Origin of the sequence: Streptomyces sp. V4I8 (assembly GCF_041261225.1) — a bacterium.
Lineage (GTDB): Bacteria > Actinomycetota > Actinomycetes > Streptomycetales > Streptomycetaceae > Streptomyces.
On record NZ_JBGCCN010000001.1, the window covers coordinates 3,614,216 to 3,637,746 of the forward strand.

The window sequence follows — 23,531 nt, forward strand, 5'->3', positions numbered from 1 at the left end:
GGCCACTTCATCATGAGCGCTGAGGCAACGACCGACGAGCGTGCCGGCATCCTCCTGGTCGATGAGGACAACCTGATCGCGCTGGAGGCAGGCCGTCCTGGGGTCCCTCAACGAACCGCTCGTCCGTGCGCGTTCGGGCGAGGAGGCGATGAAGGCGCTGCTCCGGCAACGCTTCGCCCTGGTCCTGCTCGACGTCCGTATGCCCGGCATGGACGGCTTCGAGACCGCCGCCAACATCAAACGCCTCGACCAGACCAAGGACGTCCCGATCATCTTCCTGACCGGCGTCGAGGACGACCCCGGCTACGCCTTCCGCGGCTATGCGACAGGCGCCGCGGACTACTTGACCAAGCCGTTCGATCCATGGGTGCTACGCGCGAAGGTCTCGGTGTTCCTGGACCTGTACCGCAAGAACCGGCAACTGGAACGCCTGCTGAGCCGCGAGCACGTCCACAGCAAGGAGCTGAGCGCTCGGTTGGCCTCCTTGGAGGAACAGCTCTCCGGCGATACACCCGCGGACCTGACGGACGTACGCGCAAGGGTCCATGAGATACGCCGACTCGTCGGTTAGGGATGCGCGTCCCGACCCAAAAGGGGCGCGGGGAACTGCGCGACCAGCCACAACGGACCGTCAGCCGCCACGCAGTCCCCCACCACCCCCTACGCTTCGCGCGTTCCCGCGTACATCTCCTCGATCAGCCCCTTGTACTCCCGCTCCACAACCGGCCGCTTCAACTTCAGACTCGGCGTGATCTCCCCGTGCTCCACATCGAGATCCCGAGGCAGCAACCGGAACTTCTTGATCGTCTGCCACTTCTGCAGCCCGGCGTTGAGCTGCTTCACATAGCCGTCGACCATCTCGACGGTGGCCGGCGCGGCCACGATCTCCGCGTACGACTTCCCGGCCAGCCCGTTCTCCTCGGCCCACGCCAGAATCGACGGCTCGTCCAGCGCGATCAGCGCCGTGCAGAAGTTCCGGTCGGCCCCGTGCACCAGGATGTTGGAGACGTACGGGCACACCGCCTTGAACTGCCCCTCGACCTCGGCCGGCGCGATGTACTTGCCGCCCGACGTCTTGATGAGGTCCTTCTTGCGGTCGGTGATGCGCAGGTACCCGTCGGGGGACAGCTCACCGATGTCACCGGTGTGGAACCAGCCGTCGCTCTCCAGCACTTCCGCGGTCTTGTCGGGCAGCCCGTGGTAGCCCTCCATGATGCCGGGGCCCCGCAGCAGGATCTCCCCGTCGTCGGCGATACGGACCTCCGTGCCGGGCAGCGGCTTGCCGACCGTGCCGGTGCGGTAGGCCTCACCCGGGTTCACGAACGACGCGGCCGAGGACTCCGTGAGCCCGTAGCCCTCCAGGATGTGGATGCCGGCGCCCGCGAAGAAGTAGCCGATCTCCGGGGAGAGCGCGGCGCTGCCCGACACACACGCGCGCAGGTTGCCGCCGAAGGCCTCGCGGATCTTGGCGTACACGAGCGTGTCGGCGACCTTGTGCTTGGCGGCGAGGCCGAAGGGCGCGGAGTGGGTGCCGGTGCGCCGGAAGTTGTCCTGGGTGACCTTGGCGTACTCGCGGGAGACCTCTGCGGCCCACTGGAAGATCTTGTACTTGGCGCCGCCGCCCGCGCGGGCCTTGGCGGCGACCCCGTTGTAGACCTTCTCGAAGATGCGCGGAACGGCCGCCATGTACGTCGGCTGCACGACCGGCAGATTCTCGATGATCTTGTCGACCCGGCCGTCCACTGCGGTGACGTGCCCGACCTCGATCTGGCCGGAGGTGAGCACCTTGCCGAAGACGTGCGCGAGCGGCAGCCACAGGTACTGCACGTCCTCCGGGCCGACCAGGCCCGTCGCGGCGATCGCCTTCGCCATGTACGACCAGTTGTCGTGCGGCAGCCGCACGCCCTTGGGGCGGCCGGTGGTGCCGGAGGTGTAGATCAGGGTGGCCAGCTGGTCCTTGGTGATCGCGCCGACCCGCTGCTCGATCAGCTCGGGGTCCTTCTCCAGCCGGGCCGCGCCGCGCTTCTCCAGCTCGTCCAGGGTGAGGATCCAGTCGGCGGTCTCGACGCCGGCCGGGTCGATGACGACGACATGCGTCAGGTTCGGCAGCTCGGCGCGCTTCTCCTGCGCCTTGGCCAGCTGGGACGCGTCCTCGGCGATGAGGACCCGGCTCTCGGAGTCGGAGAGGATGAAGGCCGATTCTTCGGCGTTGGTCTGCGGATAGACGGTGGTCGTCGCCGCGCCGGCGCACATGATGCCCAGGTCGGCCAGTATCCACTCGATCCGGGTGGAGGAGGCGAGGGCCACCCGCTGCTCGGGCTCGACGCCCAGCTCGATGAGCCCGGCCGCGATGGCGTAGACCCGCTCGGCGGCCTGGGCCCAGCTCAGCGACTTCCACTCGTCCGGGCCCTCGCCCGAGGCCGGTGCCACTGGATGGCGATATGCCTCGGCGTCCGGTGTGGCCGCCACACGCTCCAGGAAGAGGGTCGCCACGCTCGGCGGACGGTTCTCGATCAGTGTCTGTGCGTCGCTCACGACATCCTCCGGGGGCCCGCGACTGTGCGGCTGGCTCAACAGCCGGCTGGTACGGCCGGCTCATTACGGCGGTCTTCACTCGCGTGCCGTTGTTTAACTCGCGAGTAACTATCGAGCAGGGATCAGAGTAAAGGTCGACCGGCCGACGCGTAAGGGTTCGCGGCCTGTCACTTCAACCAGAGAACTACCCCCTGTACCCGCAGAGGCCCGCCGCGCTTGCGCACGACGAGCCCCTGTTGCACCGGTTTGCCGGGTCACCGCCTGTTACCAGCGGTTACTTCTTGCCCTTGCCCGACCCCGCGCTGTCATCACTGCTCAGTACGGCGATGAAGGCCTCCTGCGGAACCTCCACGGAACCCACCATCTTCATCCGCTTCTTGCCTTCCTTCTGCTTCTCCAGCAGCTTGCGCTTACGGGAGATGTCGCCGCCGTAGCACTTGGCGAGGACGTCCTTGCGGATGGCGCGGATGGTCTCGCGGGCGATGACCCGGGAGCCGATGGCGGCCTGGATCGGCACCTCGAAGGCCTGCCGCGGGATCAGCTCGCGCAGCTTGGCGACGAGCCGCACCCCGTAGGCGTAGGCCGCGTCCTTGTGCGTGATCGCGGAGAAGGCGTCCACCTTGTCGCCGTGCAGCAGGATGTCGACCTTGACCAGGCTGGAGGTCTGCTCGCCCGTGGGCTCGTAGTCCAGCGACGCGTAACCACGCGTCTTCGACTTCAGCTGGTCGAAGAAGTCGAAGACGATCTCCGCGAGCGGCAGGGTGTAGCGGATCTCGACCCGGTCCTCGGACAGGTAGTCCATGCCGAGCAGGGTGCCGCGCCGGGTCTGGCACAGCTCCATGATCGAGCCGATGAACTCGGTCGGGGCGAGGATCGTGGCGCGTACGACGGGCTCGTACACCTCGTTGATCTTGCCCTCGGGGAACTCGCTCGGGTTGGTGACGGTGTGCTCGGTGCCGTCCTCCATGACCACCCGGTAGACCACGTTGGGCGCGGTGGCGATGAGGTCGAGGCCGAACTCGCGCTCCAGCCGCTCACGGATCACGTCGAGGTGCAGGAGCCCCAGGAAGCCGACGCGGAAGCCGAAGCCGAGGGCGGCGGAGGTCTCGGGCTCGTAGACGAGCGCGGCGTCGTTGAGCTGGAGCTTGTCGAGGGCCTCGCGCAGCTCGGGATAGTCGGAGCCGTCCAGCGGATAGAGCCCGGAGAAGACCATGGGCTTCGGGTCCTTGTACCCGCCGAGGGCCTCAGTCGCCCCCTTCTGCTGGCTGGTGACGGTGTCACCGACCTTGGACTGGCGGACGTCCTTCACACCGGTGATGAGGTAACCCACCTCACCGACGCCGAGGCCGTCGGCGCCCAGCATCTCGGGCGAGTTCGTGCCGATCTCCAGCAGCTCGTGCGTGGCGCCCGTCGACATCATCTTGATGCGCTCGCGCTTGTTGAGCTGGCCGTCGATGACACGGACGTACGTCACGACACCGCGATAGGAGTCATAGACCGAGTCGAAGATCATCGCGCGGGCCGGGGCGTCCTTGACGCCGACGGGCGCCGGGACCTCCTTGACCACCTTGTCGAGCAGCGCGTCGACGCCGACGCCGGTCTTGGCGGACACCCGCAGCACGTCGCTCGGGTCGCACCCGACCAGGTTGGCGAGCTCCTCGGCGAACTTCTCGGGCTGCGCGGCCGGCAGGTCGATCTTGTTCAGTACGGGGATGATCGTGAGGTCGTTCTCCATCGCCAGGTAGAGGTTGGCGAGGGTCTGGGCCTCGATGCCCTGGGCGGCGTCGACGAGGAGGATGGTCCCCTCGCAGGCGGCGAGCGACCGCGAGACCTCGTAGGTGAAGTCGACGTGCCCCGGGGTGTCGATCATGTTGAGGATGTGCGTGTTGCCGGGTTCGTGGGTGGGAGCCCACGGCAGCCGCACCGCCTGGGACTTGATCGTGATGCCGCGCTCGCGCTCGATGTCCATCCGGTCGAGGTACTGAGCACGCATCTGCCGCTGCTCGACCACACCGGTCAGCTGGAGCATCCGGTCGGCGAGCGTGGACTTGCCGTGGTCGATGTGCGCGATGATGCAGAAATTGCGGATCAGAGCCGGGTCGGTACGGCTCGGCTCGGGCACATTGTTAGGGGTCGCGGGCACGCAGGGTCCTGTCTCTTGAGGCGCCTTATGCCTCGGGTCGGATCGATACGTAGGTTCCATGGTCCCACGGGCGGCGACCGGGGACCGTTTTGGGCCGTCCGCGGGGCCACTGGTAGCCTGGGTGGCTGTGTCTCATGCCCTCTCAGCGCGAGGCACTCTCCAGAAAATCACCGGTGCGGGTCCCGTGCGGCCCCGTACCAGAACCTGAAAAGGCTCATTCGTGGCGAACATCAAGTCCCAGATCAAGCGGATCAAGACCAACGAGAAGGCTCGGCTGCGCAACAAGGCCGTCAAGTCCTCCCTGAAGACCGCGATCCGCAAGGCCCGTGAGGCCGCTGCCGCGGGTGACGCCGAGAAGGCCACCGAGTACCAGCGCGCTGCTGCGCGTGCGCTCGACAAGGCCGTCTCCAAGGGCGTCATCCACAAGAACCAGGCCGCCAACAAGAAGTCGGCGCTGGCTTCGAAGGTCGCGTCCCTCAAGGGCTGAACCTCTTCTGTGATCTGACCGCCGGAAGGACCCAGAGCGGGCCCTCTCTCATCCGCTCCCGACCGGCACCCCGAGCCTGTACGCGGCCTGCGTTCGCCACGCGGGTACGGGCTCAGCAGCTTGAACCCGAAGGCCCCGGCGCCTCGCCCTTCCCAGGGCGGGCGGCGGGGCCTTCGGCATGGACGGGGCGCGGGGCCTTCGGCATGGACAGGGTGCGAGGGCTTCGGCATGGACGGGGCGCGAGGGCTTCGGCATGGACGGGTGCGGACTGGTGGGTTCAGGACCAGAACTCGTTGCCCTTCTCGATGTCCTCGACGCACTCGTCGATGTCGGTGACCTTGTCTCCGACGATCCGGAAGACCAGGGCTCCGTTCTCGTCTATGCGCCTGCCCTGGCGCTCGGCGGTGAAGCCGTGCACGGACACGGCATGGCCTCGGCCGTCCACGAGGATGTTGCGCAGTTCGACGCGGAACGTCCCGTCCGTCTCGCTGAAGAGGCGGCCGTACATGTCGATACACGCGTCCTGCCCCTTGAAGTCGCCCGAGAGCGGGTGGGTGCCGGGTACGTGGTGCGTGCAGTCTCCGGCGAGCACGGTGCGCAGGGTGTCCATGTCACCCCGGGTAAAGGCCTCGTAGCCCTTGCGGACGAGCTGTGCGTGCGGGTGTTCAGCCATGGCCACCGCCACCTCTCCATCGCATGGGTGCGTTACGGCTGATACACCTGATTGTCCTCCGTGGCGGGGGACAGGCCACTGGATCACAGCGGGGGGCGGGCCACTGGGTCACAGCGGGGGAGCGGGCCAGTGGATCACAGCGGGGGCGGGCCAGTGGATCACGACCAGAAGTCGTTGAGTTTGTCGAGGTCGTCGAAGCACTCGTCGAGGTCGGTGATCCTGTCCCCGACGATCCTGAAGACGATGCCTCCGTCCAGGTCGACGCGCTTGCCTCCGCGCTCGGCCGTGGAGTGGTGCAGGGACATCACGTGGCCCCGGCCATCGACGAGGACGTGCCGCAACTCCACGGTCAGCGTCCCGTCCGTCTCCTGGAAGATCCGTCGGAACACGTCGAGGATCGGGTCCTGCCCCTTGTAGTCGCCGGACAGCGAATGGCTGCCGGGGAAGTGGTAGGTGCAGTCCCCCGCCAGCAGCCCGCGCAGGGTGTCCAGGTCACCGCTCGTGAAGGCGTCATAGGTCTTGCGGACGAGCGATGCGTGCGGGTGTTCCGTCATGACCATCGCCACCTCTCGGTCGCTTCGGCGTTACGGCCGACACACCGATTCTCCTCGTCACCGCCGCCCCGTCGACTCGATCACGGAGCCGACGCGCTACGCGCGCCCCCGCGACCGCGCCGCTCGCGCGATGGTGACGACAGCCTTCTCCAGGGCGTACTCGGGGTCGTCCCCCCCGCCCTTCACACCGGCATCGGCCTCGGCGACCGCCCGCAACGCCACCGCCACTCCGTCGGGCGTCCACCCACGCATCTGCTGCCGGACGCGGTCGATCTTCCAGGGCGGCATGCCCAGCTCGCGCGCGAGGTCGGCGGGGCGTCCGCCGCGCGCGGAGGACAGCTTGCCGATGGCCCGGACGCCCTGGGCGAGCGCACTGGTGATCAGCACGGGCGCCACGCCCGTCGCCAACGACCACCGCAACGCCTCCAGCGCCTCCGCGGCCCGCCCCTCGACCGCCCTGTCGGCGACGGTGAAGCTCGACGCCTCGGCGCGGCCGGTGTAGTACCGCCCGACGACGGCCTCGTCGATGGTCCCCTCGACATCGGCGACCAACTGGCTCACCGCGGACGCCAGCTCCCGCAGATCGCTCCCGATGGCGTCGACCAGCGCCTGACAGGCCTCCGGCGTCGCGGACCGCCCGGTCGCCCGGAACTCGCTCCGCACGAACGCCAGCCGGTCCGCCGGCTTGGTCATCTTCGGGCACGCCACCTCCCGAGCCCCGGCCTTGCGCGCCACGTCGAGCAGCTTCTTGCCCTTGACCCCACCGGCATGCACCAGCACGAGCGTGATCTCCTCGGCCGGCGCCCCCAGATACGCCGTCACGTCCTTGATCGTGTCGGCCGACAGATCCTGCGCATTGCGCACGACCACGACCTTGCGCTCCGCGAACAGCGAGGGACTCGTCAACTCGGCCAGCGTGCCGGGCTGCAACTGCTCCGGGGCCAGATCCCGCACATCCGTATCAGCATCAGCGGCCCGCGCGGCCACCACCACCTCCCGCACAGCACGGTCCAGCAGCAGCTCCTCCTGACCCACAGCAAGGGTCACAGGGGCGAGGGGATCATCATTCGCACTCTTCCTGGCCATCGCGACAAGGATGGCATGAGGCACTGACAGTGGATGCGGATGGGGAGGTGGGGGGACGGGGGAGGTTGGGGGACGGGGGCGTTGGGGGACGGGCGCCGGATGAGGGGCTCCGGAACGGGGGCAGGACGGGGCGGGACGCCAGCTGAGAGGCTCCGGAACGGGGGCAGGACGGGGCGGGACGCCAGCTGAGAGGCTCCGGAACGGGGGCAGGACGGGGCGGGACGCCAGCTGAGAGGCTCCGGAACGGGGGCAGGACGGGGCGGGACGCCAGATGAGAGGCTCCGGAACGGGGGCAGGACGGGGCGGGACGCCAGATGAGAGGCTCCGGAACGGGGGCAGGGCGGGGCGGGACGCCAGCTGAGGGGCTCGCGGGCGGGGACAGGACGGGGCAAGGGCCGGGCGGGGGTCGCGCGGGCGTGGGGCGGGGGCCTCGGAGCGGGGGCGGAAGCCGCGGGGTGAAAGGCCAGGCGCCGAGCCGCGGGGCGAAGGGCGGGGCGCCGGGGCCTCGTGCAGGCTACGGCTCCTCTCGCCAGCCGTCCCACTCCCCCGCGAACTCATCCAGCTCGCCCGGATCGAGCCGCCCCTCCTCGTCCCCCACCAGCACCAGCCACTGCGCGTCCTCGGCGTCGTCCTCCCCGGCCAGCGCATCCCGCACCAGCCGCGGCTCCTCATCGATCCCGAACCGCTCCCCGAGCGCCCCCGCGACGTCCTCCGCCGCGTCGCGATCGGGCAGCACCAGCACATGTCTCACATCGCTCACGGAGCAATTCTGGGGCACCGCCGAGAGACGCCTATGCGCCGGGTCCGCGGACTCGGTCGGCCCCAGGCACGAGCCCCGTGCCGGATCAGCCGTCCCGGTAGGGCTTCCGAACCGTCGGCACCCGGTCCAGCTCGATCCCGAACCGCTCCCGGTACACCCCCAGCACCTCCTCGTCCGTCCCCAGCTCCCGCTCCTCCCGCGTCCCGTCGGCCGCCGTCGCCTTGAACGTGCGGCCGCTGAGCGTGATCCGTCCTCCTTCCTCCGTCACCCGCGAACACACCAGCGACTGCGTGAAGTGCGAGGCCGGCGAGGTGCTGTGCCACCACGCGCCGGCCACGAAGTCACCGAGCACCCGCGGCCGCCGCTCCAGCCGGTACTCCGGTCTGCCGTCCATGACGACGTCCAGGTCCACCGCCTCCGCCGCCTCGTGCCCGCCGCGTGCCCCGGCCTCGTCCGGCCCGGCCTCGACGATCCGGAACACGCCCGCCGGATCCTCCTGCTCTCCCCGCGCCTCGAACGCCAGCGGATGGTGACTGTGCGCCCCGAAGCCGACGTCCGCCAGCCATGTGCCACCGTCCACGGTCCGCACCTTCAACGCCATGTGGTCGTAGGGAATCCCGAGCTTCCCCTCCTTCGCGTGGACGCGGGCCGCGAGCAGCGTCACATCGAAGCCCAGCGCGCCGAGCAACGCCCCGAACGCCCCGTTCAGTTCGTAACAGAACCCGCCCCGTCTCGCCCCCACCACCTTGTCCAGCAGCCGCTTCTCCTCCAGGACGATCTCCTCGCCGCGGTGGACCGACAGGTTCTCGAAGGGCACGGTCTGCAGATGGCGCAGATGCAGCTCGCGCAGCACGTCCACGGTGGGCCACGCCGGGTGCTCGACTCCCAGCCGTCGGAGATAGGCATCAACCTCAACGGAATCCATGCCCTCAGTCTCCCGCCACCCGCAGCTCCGCGCCCCTGCCCGCGACCGCCAGCGCCCCGTCCTCGTCCGTCCGCAGCACCACCGCACCTTGCGCCCGCAGCGCCGCGACGGTGCCGGGAGCCGGGTGCCCGTACATGTTGTCCGCACCGCAACTGATCAACGCCAGCCGCGGCGCCGCCCGCCGTATGAGCTCCGGATCCTGGTACGCCGAGCCATGATGGGCGACCTTGAGCACATCCACACCGCCCAGCAGCGCCCCCGCCGGCGATCTCAACAGCGCCCGCTGGGCCGGGGGTTCGAGATCCCCGAGCAGCAGGAGCCGCAGCCCGGCCGACCGAACGAGCAGGGTGACACTGGAGTCGTTCGGCCCGTCCGGAGCCACCGCGGGGTGGGCCGGCGGCCAGACGACCTGCCAGCTCAGTGCCCCGGTACGCCGCTCCTCCCCGGCGGCGGCCCGGGTCACGGGAATGCGCCGGGCGGCCGCTTCCCTGCGGACGAACTCCACCTGCTCCACGGGCTCTTCGTGCCCGGTCGTCTCGATCGCCCCCACCGCCCGCCCACGCAGGACCCCTGGCAGGCCCGCCACATGGTCGGCGTGGAAGTGGGTCAGGACGACGAGCGGGATCCTGGTGATGCCGAGCTTGCGCAGGCACCGGTCGACCAACGTCGGATCCGGGCCGGCGTCCACGACCACGCCCGTCCCCTCGCCCGCCGCGAGCACCGTCGCGTCGCCCTGCCCCACATCACACACCGCGAACCGCCACCCGGGCAGCGGCCAGCCCGTGACCACCCTGGTCAGCGGCGGCGGCTGCACCACCACGAGCAGGAGCAGCACCCCGCAGAGGGCGCACCACCAGGGGTGCCGCAGTACCCGCCGGCCGACCGCCAGAATCAGCACCGTGGCGAGGGCGAGCAGCGCCGCCCCGGTCCAGTTGCCGGGCCAGTCCACGCCCGCCCCGGGCAGTGCGGCGCCGGTCCGGGCGACGTCCGCGATCCACCCGGTCGGCCAACTCGCGCACCAGGCCAGCGCCTTGGCCAACGGCATGGCCGGCGGTGCTGTCGCCAACGCCGCGAAGCCCAGCACCGTGGCCGGCGCGATCGCGAGCTCCGCGAGCAGATTGCACGGCACCGCCACCAGGCTCACCCGGGCCGACAGCACCGCCACGATCGGTGCGCACAAGGCCTGTGCCGCAGCCGCGGCCGCCAGTGCCTCGGCCAACCGCGGCGGCACCCCGCGCCGTTGCAGCGCCGCGCTCCACCGGGGCGCGAGGGTGAGCAGGGCGCCCGTGGCCAGGACGGAGAGCAGGAAGCCGTAACTGCGCGCCAGCCACGGGTCGTACAGCACCAGCAGCAGTACGGCCGTCGCCAGCGCCGGGATCAGCGATCTGCGGCGTCCGGTCGCCAGGGCGAGCAGCACGACGGCCCCGCAGGCCGCGGCCCGCAGCACGCTCGGGTCCGGCCGGCACACCACGACGAACCCGAGGGTGAACGCTCCGCCGAGCAGCGCGGTCGTCCGCAGGGAGATACCGAGGCGGGGCGCGAGGCCGCGGCGCTCGGCCAGCTGGGCCATACCGGGCGGGCCGATGAGCAGGGCGAGGATGATCGTGAGATTGCTGCCGGAGACGGCGAGCGTGTGCGCCAGGTCGGTCTCCTTGAAGGCCTCGTCCAGCTCCGGGGTGATCCGCGAGGTGTCACCCACGACCAGCCCCGGCAGCAACGCCCGTGCGTCCGAGGGCAATCCGTCGGTCGCCTCCCGCAGCCCGGCCCGCAGCCGCCCCGCCAGCCGCTGCGCCGCCGACGGCTCCCCCACGACCTCCGGCACCGCCGGGTCCCGCACTCGCAGCACGGCCGCGACCCGGTCCCCGTCCGCCATCGCGGGCGCGAGCCCCGCGGTCACCCGCAAGCGCGTGGAGGGCAGGAGCCCGAGCCAGGGCGAGGGCCGGTCCTCGGCGGCCCTGGGCATGCCATGGGCCGTCCCGGACCGCCTCGGCCCCTCGTCGACGTCCCGAGAAGACCCCCATCCCCCGTCGATGATCATCAGCACCGGCGCCCGCGTCACGATCGCCGCGCCATCCGTCTCCTCCACGCGTCGCACATCCGCGTTGATCAGCACGGAGGTCCGCGCCATGTGATCTCCCTTCACCCGGGGCCGCGTGAGCCGGGGATCGGAGGTGAGCTCGACCTCGGCGGTCACGGTGGCGTACTCCCGCGCCAGCGCGGGCACCGGCCCACGCCGCACATCGGCCCCGTGCAGCCCCGCGGAGACGGCGGCCGCGGCGACGCAGAGCAGCACCGCGCCGACGGAGACGCGCGGCCAGGTGATGCGCACGGGGGCAGGGCGCTGACTTCGCGGACGGATGATGCGCACAGGCGCAGGGCGCTGACTTCCCGGCCGGGTGAGCTGCACCGGCGGGCGATCCAGCTCGGGCCCCGTCGGAATCCTGGGCTTGGCCGTACGCCCGAGATCGGCTGGGTGCCCTGGCGCGGTCGGACGCCGGAGGACGGCCGGACGCCTGAGCTCGGCCGGATGGCCACCACCGGGCCCACCACCGCCGGGCCCACCACCGCCGGTCCCACCACCGCCGGTCCCACCGTCACCGGTCCTGCCACCACCGACCTCACCACCGCGGGCCTCACCGTCACTGCCCCCGCCTCGCCGCACCAGCAGCACCCCTGCCGCGACCAGGCCCACGACCGCCACCCCGCCCGCCCACACCGGTGGGGCGTCGAGCATCAGTGCCGCCGTCGCCCAGGCGGCGAGCGCCGGTGGAACGAGTCGGAGATCCGTCGGTCCTTCCTGCCGAGGGTGGGAAGCGCCCAGCCGGCTCCCGGACGCGGCGTGAACGGCGGCGCGGGAGGGCGCGAGGCCGGGTGCGCGGTCGGATGTGTGGACGTCGCGCCTCATGGCCGTACGAGATTCCGTAGATCGGCGAATCGGCGGTCGCCGATGCCGTTGACCTCGCGCAGCTCGTCCACCGAGCGGAAGCCGCCGTGCTGGGCGCGGTAGTCGAGGATGTGCTGGGCCAGCACCGGGCCGACGCCCGGGAGGGTGTCGAGCTGGTCCACGGTGGCCGTGTTGAGGGAGACCGGTGCGGTGGGTGCCGCCCCGCCCACCGAGGCGCCTGTGCCCGTACCGGGAGCGGTCCCGGGCACGGCGAGCGGACCTCCGACGATCACCTGCTCTCCGTCCACCAGGAAGCGGGCCCGGTTGAGGCTGTCGGTCTTCGTTCCCGGACGCACCCCACCGGCCGCGCGCAGAGCGTCGGCGACCCGCGAGCCCGCGGGCAGGCGGTGGATGCCGGGCTCGCGCACCTTGCCGCTGACGTCCACCACGATCTCGGGCGCGGCCGTGCCCGCGGCATCAGGCGCACCTGGCGCACCGGCCGCCGACGTCCCCGACCCGGTCTCCCCGCCTTGCTGCTCTCCGCCGTCCACGGCCGCCGCCCGCACCACCTCGGGTGCCCGCACGGACTGTGCCCGGCCGGCCCAGAAGTGCTGCACGGCGAACCCGGCGGCGAGGACGAGCACCACGGTGAGCGCGACCACGCTCCGCCGCTCCAGCCCACACCTGGCCTGCAACCACACCGGCATCCGCTCCCGCAAGGCCGACCCTGCCCGGGCCCGCCAAGCCCCAGCACCCGCGCCCCCGGCCCCGCCCCCAGCACCAGCGCCAGCGCCCACGTCCGCATCCCGCATGTCCGGGCCCTCGGACCAGTCGGCGAACCGATCGTCCACGCCCGCCGCCGCCCGAGTGCGCCGCGCTCCGCCGAGGTCCTCCCCCGATTCCCCGGCCACTGCAGAGCCGGCAGCCTCCTCCCCGACGCGCACACGCCGAGCAGGCTCCGCCCTCACCCCAGCCCCCGGGGCATCCCCCTCCCCGCCCGGTGGCGGCCCCGCTCCCGACTCCCGCCACTCCTCGGCCTGTTCGGCGAAAATCACCTCCGCCCTGCGCCGCAACTCCTCCGCCGACGCATGGTGCTGCCTTGCCCGCCCCCGGACATGCATGTGTCGTCGATGGCGGGCGCGGCCGTCGGAGTGGGGGCCGCGGCCCGGGCCGCTGGTTGCCGTCGTGGTGCGTGTGCGTGATCGAAGTGCCATGCGACGAGGATCGGACACCTCGGCACACCCGCGATGATCTTGCTCAATTCCCGGGGATTACCGCCCAGTTGTGGATAACTCCGCTACCCACACGAGTGACTTCCCGTTGCGGACCGGTCTCCTGAGGACCCGTCCCTGAGTGGCGGGCCCTGCGAAACCTGTCCCTGAGACCCCGTCACCGAGGCGAAACCACAACCCCCAACAACCCAGGCCCGGTATGCGCCCCGATCACCGCCCCGACCTCGCTCACATGCAGGTCGGCCAGCCCCGGCACCCGTGCCCGCAGGCGGTCCGCCAGTGCCGACGCCCGGTCGGGAGCCGCGAGATGGTGCACGGCGATGTCGACCTGCGCGCTGCCCGCTCGGTCGGCCGCGATCTCCTCCAGGCGGGCGATCGCCTTGGAAGCCGTCCGTACCTTCTCCAGAGGGCCGATTCGACCGTCCTCCAGCTGTAGCAGCGGCTTCACCGCGAGCGCCGAGCCCAGGAGGGCCTGCGCGGCTCCGATGCGGCCGCCGCGGCGCAGATAGTCGAGGGTGTCGACGTAGAAGTAGGCGGCGGTCGCCCCGGCCCGCTTCTCCGCGGCCGTGACAGCCTCGTCCACCGTGCCGCCCGTCTCCGCCGCCTCGGCCGCGGCGAGCGCGCAGAAGCCGAGCGCCATGGCGACCATCCCGGTGTCCACCACCCGCACCGGCACCGGCGCCTCGCGCGCCGCGAGGACCGCCGCGTCGTAGGTGCCGGAGAGTTCGGCGGACAGGTGCAGGGAGACGATGCCGGTGGCGCCGGACTCGGCGACCCTGCGGTAGTGCTCCGCGAAGACCTGGGGGCTGGGGCGCGAGGTGGTGACGGGGCGTCGCTTCTGCAACGCCTGCGCGAGGGAACGGGTCGAGATCTCGGTGCCCTCGTCCAGCGCCTGACCACCGACGACCACGGTCAGGGGCACTGAGGTGATGCCGTGGCGCTCCATCGTCCGCGGCGGCAGGTAGGCCGTTGAATCGGTGACGATCGCGACATGGCGGGACATGAGCTGGAGGTTACCTGGCGTAGCGCCCGGGCGGCAGCCCGACCCCGCTCACCCGGGAGTGCCTTGACCGGATCAACTGCTGCTCACCCGGGCTCAAGTGGTGCTCTCGGGGCGGGTCTTCTTCTGCCAGGGGTATGTCGGGCGAGGGCCGGGCGGAGTGATGGCGGGCCGCGTGGGCTCCTCGGCCCGCTGCGTCTGTGGGGTGTCCGGCCAGGTCTGCTCGGTCGTCGGGTCGGCCTGGGCGGCGGGGGCATCCGGCCACGGGGACGGTGGCGTCGCGGACGAGGCCGAGGACGACGAGGACTCCTCCGTCTGCCAGTGCCGCAGGGCGCCGGCCTCCACGTCGATCTGCGCGCTGAGGGTGTCCAGGTCGTCGTCGGCGAAGCGGCGGGCCCGGTCGCGGGCCGCCCAGCGCAGTGAGTCCGCGGCGTGCACGATGCGCTCGGTGCGCTCGCGCAGGTCGGGCAGCCGCTCGGCGAGCGTCGCGCGGTCCGGCTCGGACTCCAGGCGCCGCAGTTCGGCGTCCAGTTCGTGCCCGTGCGCGCTGAGGCGCTGGAAGAGACCGAGGGACTCCTTGAGGGACTCGTCCTCGGCCACGCCCGCGTGGAGGGCGTCCTGGGTGGCCCGCATGGAGGTGCGCAGCTTCAGCCGTAGCTGGGCGAGTTCCCCGGCGGGACCCGGCTGGGCGAAGGACTTGGCCCGCAGGGTGTGGTCCTCGACCGTGCGCCGGGCGTGGGTGATGGTGTCGTCCACGCGGCGTTTGGCGGCGCCGACCACCTTCACCGTGGCGTAGGCCCCGAGCACGACGAAGAGCACGAAGAGCAGGGCCACGACTGCGATCGCTGCTTCCACGAACTCCTCCTCCGGCCGGTCGCGACACACGCCGCGTCACTCTTCAACGGTAAACGCAGCGGGCAGGTCCGGAGTTCCAACAGAACCCCGAACCTGCCCGTAGGGGATCACCCCGAGCGAAGATCACGCCGAGCCGAGCGCCGAGGTCCTGGCCCCCGACCGGCGCACCGCACTCACGGCAGCCCCGACCCGGCCCGATCGCCGGAGGCGGGCCTTGATGACCTACGCCGAAGGCGTATCTCGATGACCTACGCCGAAGACCTACGCCGGAACGATGTTCACCAGCTTCGGCGCCCGCACGATCACCTTCCGGATCCCCGCGCCGTCCAGTGCCGCCACGACCTTCTCGTCGGACAGCGCGACCTTCTCCAGCTCCTCCTCGGAGATGGCCGGCGAGACCTCCAGGCGGGCCTTGACCTTGCCCTTGATCTGCACGACACAGGTCACGGTCTCGTCCACGACGTACGCAGGGTCTGCGACCGGGAAGTCCTGGTGCACCACCGAGTCGTCGTGGCCCAGCTTGCGCCACAGCTCCTCGGCGATGTGCGGGGCCAGCGGGGCGACCATCAGCACCAGCGCCTCGGCGACCGAGTGCGGCACGGCACCGCCCACCTTGGTCAGGTGGTTGTTCAGCTCGGTGACCTTGGCGATCGCGGTGTTGAACCGCATGCCCTCCAGGTCCCCGCGCACCCCGTCGATCGCCTTGTGCAGGGCCCGCAGCGTGTCCTCGTCGGGCTCGGCGTCCACCACCGTCACATCACCGGTCGTCTCGTCGACCACGTTGCGCCACAGCCGCTGCAGCAGCCGGAACTGGCCGACCACCGCGCGCGTGTCCCACGGCCGGGAGACGTCCAGCGGGCCCATCGCCATCTCGTACAGTCGCAGCGTGTCGGCACCGTACTCGGCGGCGATCTCGTCCGGAGTCACCGCGTTCTTCAGGGACTTGCCCATCTTGCCCAGCAGCCGGGAGACCTTCTCGCCCTGGTAGTAGTACGCGCCGTCGCGCTCCTCCACCTCGGCGGCCGGCACCGCGATGCCACGGCTGTCGCGGTAGACGTAGGCCTGGATCATGCCCTGGTTGAACAGCTTGTGGAACGGCTCCGCCGAGGAGACGTGCCCCAGGTCGAACAGCACCTTGGACCAGAAGCGCGCGTACAGCAGGTGCAGTACGGCGTGCTCGGCGCCGCCGACGTACAGGTCGACGCCGCCGTGCGGCTGGCCCTCGCGCGGACCCATCCAGTACTGCTCGATCTCCGGGTCGACCAGCTGCTCGCTGTTGTGCGGGTCCAGGTAACGCAGCTCGTACCAGCAGGAACCAGCCCAGTTGGGCATGGTGTTGGTCTCACGCCGGTACCGCTTCGGGCCGTCGCCCAGGTCCAGCGTGACGTTGACCCACTCCTCGTTGCGCGACAGCGGCGTCTCGGGCTGGGTGTCGGCGTCGTCCGGGTCGAACGTGCGCGGCGAGTAGTCCTCGACCTCGGGCAGCTCCAGCGGCAGCATCGACTCGGGCAGGGAGTGAGCGATGCCGTCCTCGTCGTAGACGATCGGGAAGGGCTCGCCCCAGTAGCGCTGACGGCTGAACAGCCAGTCGCGCAGCCGGAAGTTGACCGTGCCCTCGCCGATGCCCCTGGACTCCATCCACTCGGTGATGCGCGCCTTGGCCTCGGCGACGCCCAGGCCGTCCAGGGACACCCCCTCACCAGTGGAGTTGATGATCTTCGCGTCATACGACGAGAAGGCGTCCTCCCACGTCGAGGTGTCCGTACCCCGTCCGTCGGTCGGCTCGACGATGCAGGGGATCGGCAGCTCGAAGGCGCGCGCGAACTCGAAGTCACGCTGGTCGCCGCAGGGTACGGCCATGATCGCGCCGGTGCCGTAGCCCATCAGGACGTAGTCGGCGATGAAGACGGGGACCTTCTCGCCGTTGACCGGGTTGGTCGCGTACGAGCCGATGAAGACGCCGGTCTTGTCCTTGGCCTCGGCCTGGCGCTCGACGTCCGACTTGGAGGCGGCCTGGGCGCGGTACGCGGCGACGGCCTCGGCCGGGGTCGCGTGGCCGCCGGTCCACACGTCGTGCGTACCCTCGGGCCAGGCGTCCGGGGTGAACTTCTCGACCAGCGGATGCTCGGGCGCCAGCACCATGTAGGAGGCGCCGAACAGGGTGTCCGGGCGCGTGGTGAAGACCGTGATGCGCTCGCCGTCCACGGGGAAGTCGACGCGGGCGCCCTCGGAGCGGCCGATCCAGTTGCGCTGCTGCAGCTTGATGGCCTCGGGCCAGTCCAGCTCGGTCAGATCGTCCAGCAGCCGGTCGGCGTACGCGGTGATCCGCATGTTCCACTGCCGCAGCTTGGCCTTGAAGACCGGGAAGTTGCCGCGCTCGGAGCGGCCGTCGGCGGTGACCTCCTCGTTGGCCAGGACGGTGCCCAGGCCGGGGCACCAGTTGACCGGCGCGTCGGAGGCGTACGCCAGCCGGAACCCGCCCAGTACGTCGGCGCGCTCGGCGGCGCTCAGCTCGCTCCACGCGCGCGTGTGCCCCGGTACGGCACGCTCACCGGACTCGAAGGCGGCGACCAGCTCGGAGATCGGGCGGGCCTTGTTCGCCTCGTCGTCGTACCAGGAGTTGAAGATCTGCAGGAAGATCCACTGGGTCCACTTGTAGTAGTCCGGGTCGATCGTGGCGAACGACCGGCGCTTGTCGTGGCCCAGGCCCAGCCGGCGCAGCTGGGCCTTCATGTTCTCGATGTTGGCCTCGGTGGACACACGCGGGTGCGTGCCGGTCTGCACGGCGTACTGTTCGGCGGGCAGGCCGAAGGCGTCGAAGCCCAGGGTGTGCAGGACGTTGTGGCCGGTCATGCGCTGGAAGCGCGCGAAGACGTCGGTGGCGATGTAGCCCAGGGGGTGACCGACGTGCAGGCCCGCGCCGGAGGGGTACGGGAACATGTCCATGATGAACTTCTTGGGCTTGGCGACCAGCTCGGGGTCGCCTCCCAGGTCACCCTCGGGGTTCGGCGCCGCGTAGGTGCCCTCGGCGTCCCAGAAGTCCTGCCAGCGTGCCTCGATGTCGGCCGCCATGGCGGCCGTGTAGCGGTGCGGCGCGGCCACCTCGGCGGTGGCAGCGGGGTTCGTCTCGCTCATGATCCTCAAAGCTCCATCGATCGTCTCTGCCAGCGGCTGCGGTTCTCTGGAAACGAAAAATCCCCTCGCACAGGAGGGGACGCCGCGCCGATTCCGACCATCCGATTCGCCCGGTGGTCGGGACTGATCAGCGCGGCCCGCTAAGCAGAAGGCGTACGGCACGCATGGCGTCAGGGTACCGCAGCGCCCGAGCGCGTCGCGACGGGCTTCCGGCGGGGGCGCGCACGCGCGGGCGCGCATACGGGGCGCGCATGAACAACGACGCCCCCCGTTCCGTACCTGAGGGTTGTGAAGACCTCGAAAAGCTGAACAAGGTTCAATTGTTACCTGGCGTAACAGTCGCTAAGGGACATCGCAAGCACCGCACAGCCCGTAGATAACAACGCAATAACTCAAACGCCGTACCCCCCGGTATGGAGCCACTTAGAGTGCGGCACCGGGACCGCCTTCCCGAACCGCTCGGAGTTGCCCCCATGAACCCTCGTCGTAGTAACAGTTCGCTCCCCAGGACGGGCCGGTCGGCCTACGGGGTGGCGACCGCTGCTGTTCTGCTGCTCATACCCCTGGTCGTCCTGCTCGGCGGCACCTGGCTCCAGGAGTTCCTCAACTTCGGCGCCGGCGTCCTGTCGCTCGTCTGTCTCACCTGCTCGGTGATCTGGGGTCTCGTCGCCCAGGACCGGATGATCCTCAACACCCGCCAGCGGATCATCGCGCAGGGCATCCACCGGGTGACCGCCGTGGCCTCGATCGCGTTCCTCCTGGTGCACATCGGCGTCAAGCTGGCGCTGGACCACGCCAGCCCGCTCGCCGCACTGATCCCCTTCAGCCTCGTGTTCGCCGGCGGCGACGAGATCCCCGGCAGCGCCTTCCTCATCGGCCTGGGCTCCCTGGCCGCCCTGCTCATGATCTTCGTGGGCATCACCGGCGCACTGCGCAACCGGTTCGCCTCCCCGGCGCCGGTCGCCGCGCGCTGGCGCGCGATGCACATGCTGGCCTACCCGGCCTGGTGCGCGGCGCTGATCCACGGCCTGTTCGCCGGCCGCCCGGCGAAGACGTTCTTCATGGTCAGCTACGAACTCTGCGTCGTCGCCGTCGCCGCGGCCCTCGCGCTGCGCGCCGCCCCGCGCCCCGTCAAGCGCAAGGTCGCCGACCGGATCGCCGAGTTCATCGGCCGCGACGAGTCGGCGGGCCGTGAGGAGCTGGAGGAGAGCCGCGCCAGGGCGGCATCCGGGTCCGCGCTGCCGGGCTACGAGAACCAGCGTCCGAGGCGGGGCTCGCGCGGCGAGCGGCCCTCGCGCGACGAGCGGCCGGGCCCGCTGCCCGGCATGCCCTCCCAGGCCCCCACCGCCGCGGAGTCCACGGGCGGTTTCGCCGCCGCCTACCGTGCCGTCTCACCCCGCTCCCGCGGGCAGCAGCAGCCCTACCTGGCCGACCAGACCGCCCGCATGGACCTGCCCCTGGACATGCAGCCGACAGAGGCGATCCCACGCGTCGACGGTGGCGGCAGCACCTCGGGAAGCTGGCCGATCCCGTCCCCACCGCCCGTGGGCGAGGCGCCCCCGTCGTCCTACGACCCGCTCAACGACACGGGATACAACATCCCCGTCTACGGCAATTCGGGCGCCCAGGGCTATGGCTCCGGCGCCGCGGGCTATGGCTCGAGTGATGTGTACGACACCGCTGAGACGAACGCCGTCTTCGGTACGTACAACCAGAACGACACGTACAACAACAGCGGTCCCGCCACTGAAACACTGCCCGGTGCCTCCTACGACTTCGACGCACCGGGCTCGGGCGAACCTTGGAACACGCCTTCCGGAGGCTTTAAGTGAACGAGGCCCTGCCCGACGTACCCGAAGTCCGCGTGGTCGGGCTTCCCCAGCTCACGTCGGGCTTCGACCTTGTCGAAAGGCTCGATCTGCCCATGCATCTCAAGGTGCACGGGCCGCTCGAACCGATGGGTGGCGAGCAGCTCGCGAAGCTCGCCGAGAACATCAACCTGAAGGGCCGCGGCGGCGCGGGCTTCCCCTTCCACAAGAAGCTGCGCTCGGTCGCGGAGGCCGCGATCAAGCGCGGTGTACGGCCGGTCGTGGTGGTCAACGGCAGCGAGGACGAACCGGCCTGCCGCAAGGACACGGTGATGATCAACCGTGCCCCGCACCTCATCCTGGACGGGGCACTGCTGTGCGCCGAAGCCCTGGGTGCCCGCACGCTCGTGGTGGGGGTCACCCGGGAATCGACCCAGCGCTCCATGGAGGCCGCCCTCGCCGAGCGCGGCCTCAGCAACAGCCGGCGCTCCGCGCTACGCGCGTTCGTGCAGCGCAACCCGGTGCGCATGGTCACCGGCGCCGCCGCCTCCCTGATCCGCTCCATCGACGGCGGCCCGGCGATCCCGCCCGGCCGCAAGGTCAGCGCCTCGCAGAACGGCGTCGGCGGCGCCCCGACCCTGCTGTCCAACGCCGAGACGTTCGCGCAGCTCGCGATCGCCGCCCGCATCGGCCCGGAGCGCTACGGCAATACCGGCCTGTACGACGAGCCGGGCACCGTCATGCTCACGGTCTCCGGCGCGGTCGCCCGCCCGATGGTCATCGAGGTCCCCACGGGCGTGCCGCTGCGCTACGTCCTCCAGCTCGCCGGTGCCCCGCCCGTCCCCCAGGGCGTGCTGACCGGCGGCTACCACGGCAAGTGGATCGACGCGGCGACGGTCAACGAGGCGATCGTCTCCCGCAACTCCCTGGACGCGGTGGGCGGCGCGCTCGGCGCCGGCGCGATCCTGCCGATCACTCAGGAGACCTGCCCGCTGGGCGAGTCGCTCCGGGTGGCGCAGTGGCTGGCCGAGGAGAGCGCGGGCCAGTGCGGCCCCTGCTACCTCGGTCTGCCGGCCGCCGCGCGCGGCCTGGAGGACATCCTCAACGGCGGCGGCCCGGCCGCCCTGGAGGCCCTCAAGCAGGTCGCCAAGAACGTGAAGCGGCGCGGCGCGTGCTCGCACCCGGACGGCTCCGCGATGTTCCTGGAGTCGACCATCAAGGCCTTCACGGACGACCTCGCGGCCCATGTCCTCGGCAACGGCTGCGGGCGGCCCGTGGAGGGCGTTCTGCCGCTCTTCGAGGGCGGCAGGGCCCCGTCGGGCATCCCGGGCGGCGCGGAGTCGGAGGAGAACGGACCGAGCCGCCAGAAGATCCACGTCGACTGGACGCTGTGCCGGGGCCACGGCCTGTGTGCGGACATCCTCCCGGAGGTCTTCCAGCTCGGCGCCGACGGCTTCCCGACCGTCGCCCAGGCGATGGTCCCGCGCTACGCCGAGGCCAAGGCCCTGCGTGCCGTACGCCGTTGCCCCGCCCTCGCCCTGCGTATCGAGGAGGACACCCGCGCGCAGGACGCGTCACGCAACAACCTGCCGGTCCTGTCCCAGGGCCGCGGCAGGCGCGCGTTGGGGCGCTGAGGCCGCTGAGAGCGGGCACGCACGCGTAGAGGGGCCGTCCCACCGGGACGGCCCCTCGTTCGTTCCCCAACCGCCCCTGAAACCAGCGGCGTCCGGGCACGAAAAAGATCCCGCCGGATCGAACTGATCCGGCGGGATCTCACTGTGGAGCTAAGGAGAATTGAACTCCTGACCTCCTGCATGCCATGCAGGCGCTCTACCAACTGAGCTATAGCCCCATGTTTTGGTCCGCCCGGTTTCCCCGGCGGCGACGCCAACATTACCGGGCGACCCTGTGCAGCACCAAATCGTTTCCACTCGACACCGATACGCACACTAATGTCGTATTCCGTGACCGTGATCGCGTCCCCCGGAGTTCGCCACCGGGCACCGGTCGCCCTGGGTGCCTGCCTGGTCTCCTTCGCCGCGTTCTGGGTCGCCCAGCGGGCCGCGGACGTCTCGATGATCGACCTGATGGTGTACCGGGCCGAGGGCGCGACCGTACGGGCCGGAGGCGACCTCTACGCGTTGCGGACGACGGACGCCCGACTGCCCGCCACCTACCCGCCGTTCGCGGCCCTGCTGTTCACTCCGCTGACGCTCCTCGACACGGCGCCCCTGCGCACCCTGGGTACGGCGGCGAACCTGGCACTGCTCGTGGTGTTCGTACGGCTGTCCCTGCATCTGGTCGGGCACACGCGCGTGGGGACCGTCTGGTGGGTCTCGGCCGTGGCCGTGTGGTGCGAGCCGGTCTGGACGACGTTGCGGTACGGGCAGATCAATCTGCTGCTCGCCGTCCTGGTGCTGTGGGATCTGTCACGCCGTCCGGGAGACCGCTGGGCCGGCGCCGGCATCGGGCTCGCGGCGGCCGTCAAGCTGACGCCCGCCCTGTTCGCGGTGTTCCTGCTCGTCACCGGCTTCGTTGCCCGACGTCGGCACGGATCCGGCAGCCCCTGGCTGCGGCACGCGCGCGTGGCGGCATTTTGGTTCGCCGGGGCGACCGTGCCGGCCGCGGCTGTACTGCCGTACGACTCCTGGCGTTTCTGGACCCAGCACGTGTTCGCGGCGGGGCGCGTCGGGCGCGCCGAGGACACGGCGAACCAGGCCCTGCGCGGCGTTCTGGCGCGACTGCTGCACACGCCGGAGCCCGGGGCCGCCTGGGTGCCCGCAGCGGCCCTGGTGGTCGCGGCGGGGCTGGGCGTGGCCGTGACGGCGGAGTTGGGCGGGCGGCGGCCCTGGGCGGTGACCGCGTGCGCGGTGACGGCACTGCTCGTCAGCCCGGCGTCCTGGTCGCACCACTGGGTGTGGTGCGTGCCCGTCACCCTGCTCCTCGCCACGCGCACGTACCGGGCCGTCGCGCTGGGCACGGTGCTGGTCTTCTCGTCGTATGCGCTGTGGTGGGTACCGCACGGCCCGGGACGGCACGAACTGCACCAAAACAGCGTCGAGTTGATGTTGTCCGCCCTTTACGGGACGGCCGGGTGCCTTTTCCTCGTGATCGCCGGGGCACCCCTCAGGAGCCCCGGCCGGACTCAAGCCGTGACGAAGGAATAGAAACGCTTGAGCGTGCAGTGTTCTTCGAGGAGGCGGCCGTAGATCGGTTCACCCTCGAGTTCACGGTAGGTCTCGATCGGGTCGCCTTTTATGATCAGCGCCCGCGCGCATTCCTCGCACCAGTACTGGTAGTCGGGGTTCACCGGTTCCATGTCACGGACGATCGGCGTTCCGCTGCCACACCAGTCGCACTTTCGCCTGTGTGCACCCATCGATCAGCTCCAGCTGTGGCCGCAGGCCGTGCACACGTAGGAAATTCCGCCGTTGTCACCAAGGAGCTGGGCGAC

The 23,531-nt window shown here is 70.7% G+C and carries 17 protein-coding genes, 1 tRNA gene and 1 pseudogene; 5 read left to right on the forward strand and 14 right to left on the reverse strand.

Going from position 1 to position 23,531, the window contains the following annotated elements:
* Positions 1 to 12: 12 nt before the first annotated feature.
* Positions 13 to 571 (forward strand): annotated as a pseudogene (locus ABIE67_RS16400) (two-component system response regulator).
* A gap of 89 nt (positions 572 to 660) precedes the next feature.
* Here ABIE67_RS16400 and ABIE67_RS16405 read toward each other — a convergent pair.
* A complete protein-coding gene (locus ABIE67_RS16405) occupies positions 661 to 2,535 on the reverse strand; it encodes a long-chain fatty acid--CoA ligase (RefSeq protein WP_370257804.1) in 1,875 nt (624 codons plus the stop codon).
* 274 nt (positions 2,536 to 2,809) lie between these two features.
* Positions 2,810 to 4,678 carry a translation elongation factor 4 gene (gene lepA, locus ABIE67_RS16410; protein WP_370257806.1) on the reverse strand — a complete coding sequence of 623 codons (1,869 nt, stop codon included), beginning with the start codon at positions 4,676 to 4,678 and terminating at the stop codon, positions 2,810 to 2,812.
* Between the two features lie 220 nt (positions 4,679 to 4,898).
* Between lepA and rpsT the strand changes: the two genes are divergently transcribed.
* A complete protein-coding gene (gene rpsT, locus ABIE67_RS16415) occupies positions 4,899 to 5,165 on the forward strand; it encodes a 30S ribosomal protein S20 (protein WP_370257808.1) in 267 nt (88 codons plus the stop codon).
* Positions 5,166 to 5,442: 277 nt separating this feature from the next.
* Here rpsT and ABIE67_RS16420 read toward each other — a convergent pair whose 3' ends face one another.
* The 10 genes from ABIE67_RS16420 to leuS form a co-directional block, all read right to left on the reverse strand.
* On the reverse strand, positions 5,443 to 5,838 hold the full coding sequence (locus ABIE67_RS16420; RefSeq protein ID WP_370257810.1) for a nuclear transport factor 2 family protein: 396 nt from the start codon (positions 5,836 to 5,838) through the stop codon (positions 5,443 to 5,445).
* A 158-nt stretch (positions 5,839 to 5,996) separates the two neighbouring features.
* A complete protein-coding gene (locus ABIE67_RS16425; RefSeq protein WP_370257812.1) occupies positions 5,997 to 6,392 on the reverse strand; it encodes a nuclear transport factor 2 family protein in 396 nt (131 codons plus the stop codon).
* Positions 6,393 to 6,488: 96 nt separating this feature from the next.
* A complete protein-coding gene (gene holA / locus ABIE67_RS16430) occupies positions 6,489 to 7,478 on the reverse strand; it encodes a DNA polymerase III subunit delta (RefSeq protein ID WP_370257813.1) in 990 nt (329 codons plus the stop codon).
* A gap of 514 nt (positions 7,479 to 7,992) precedes the next feature.
* On the reverse strand, positions 7,993 to 8,238 hold the full coding sequence (locus ABIE67_RS16435) for a hypothetical protein (protein ID WP_370257815.1): 246 nt from the start codon (positions 8,236 to 8,238) through the stop codon (positions 7,993 to 7,995).
* An 85-nt stretch (positions 8,239 to 8,323) separates the two neighbouring features.
* Positions 8,324 to 9,163 carry an arylamine N-acetyltransferase gene (locus ABIE67_RS16440; protein WP_370257817.1) on the reverse strand — a complete coding sequence of 280 codons (840 nt, stop codon included), beginning with the start codon at positions 9,161 to 9,163 and terminating at the stop codon, positions 8,324 to 8,326.
* 4 nt (positions 9,164 to 9,167) lie between these two features.
* Positions 9,168 to 12,068, reverse strand: a complete 2,901-nt coding sequence (locus ABIE67_RS16445) for a ComEC/Rec2 family competence protein (protein WP_370257818.1) — start codon at positions 12,066 to 12,068, stop codon at positions 9,168 to 9,170.
* The gene (locus ABIE67_RS16450; RefSeq protein ID WP_370257820.1) at positions 12,065 to 13,261 is read right to left on the reverse strand and encodes a helix-hairpin-helix domain-containing protein; all 1,197 of its coding nucleotides are present in this window, start codon (positions 13,259 to 13,261) and stop codon (positions 12,065 to 12,067) included. Before ABIE67_RS16450 ends, ABIE67_RS16445 begins: the two co-directional genes overlap by 4 nt.
* A gap of 175 nt (positions 13,262 to 13,436) precedes the next feature.
* Complete coding sequence (locus tag ABIE67_RS16455; RefSeq protein WP_370257822.1) at positions 13,437 to 14,282, reverse strand: DegV family protein; 846 nt, start codon at positions 14,280 to 14,282, stop codon at positions 13,437 to 13,439.
* 93 nt (positions 14,283 to 14,375) lie between these two features.
* Positions 14,376 to 15,134, reverse strand: a complete 759-nt coding sequence (locus ABIE67_RS16460; protein ID WP_370257823.1) for a hypothetical protein — start codon at positions 15,132 to 15,134, stop codon at positions 14,376 to 14,378.
* A gap of 261 nt (positions 15,135 to 15,395) precedes the next feature.
* On the reverse strand, positions 15,396 to 18,269 hold the full coding sequence (gene leuS, locus ABIE67_RS16465) for a leucine--tRNA ligase (protein ID WP_370257825.1): 2,874 nt from the start codon (positions 18,267 to 18,269) through the stop codon (positions 15,396 to 15,398).
* Between the two features lie 473 nt (positions 18,270 to 18,742).
* Here leuS and ABIE67_RS16470 point away from each other — a divergent pair, with 473 nt between their 5' ends.
* Both ABIE67_RS16470 and ABIE67_RS16475 read left to right on the forward strand, forming a co-directional pair.
* Entirely contained in the window at positions 18,743 to 20,101 is a 1,359-nt protein-coding gene (locus tag ABIE67_RS16470) for a cytochrome b/b6 domain-containing protein (RefSeq protein ID WP_370257827.1), read from the forward strand.
* Positions 20,098 to 21,711: an NADH-ubiquinone oxidoreductase-F iron-sulfur binding region domain-containing protein gene (locus tag ABIE67_RS16475; RefSeq protein WP_370257829.1), complete on the forward strand. Its 1,614-nt coding sequence runs from the start codon at positions 20,098 to 20,100 to the stop codon at positions 21,709 to 21,711. The genes ABIE67_RS16470 and ABIE67_RS16475 overlap by 4 nt, the downstream gene beginning before the upstream one ends.
* Before the next feature lie 145 nt (positions 21,712 to 21,856).
* Here ABIE67_RS16475 and ABIE67_RS16480 read toward each other — a convergent pair.
* Positions 21,857 to 21,929, reverse strand: a tRNA-Ala gene (locus tag ABIE67_RS16480).
* A gap of 112 nt (positions 21,930 to 22,041) precedes the next feature.
* On the opposite strand from ABIE67_RS16480, the gene ABIE67_RS16485 reads away from it, so the two are divergent.
* Positions 22,042 to 23,244: a glycosyltransferase 87 family protein gene (locus ABIE67_RS16485; RefSeq protein ID WP_370257830.1), complete on the forward strand. Its 1,203-nt coding sequence runs from the start codon at positions 22,042 to 22,044 to the stop codon at positions 23,242 to 23,244.
* Here ABIE67_RS16485 and ABIE67_RS16490 read toward each other — a convergent pair.
* On the reverse strand, positions 23,223 to 23,456 hold the full coding sequence (locus tag ABIE67_RS16490; protein WP_003976229.1) for a hypothetical protein: 234 nt from the start codon (positions 23,454 to 23,456) through the stop codon (positions 23,223 to 23,225). The genes ABIE67_RS16485 and ABIE67_RS16490 overlap by 22 nt on opposite strands.
* Positions 23,457 to 23,531 lie beyond the last annotated feature (75 nt).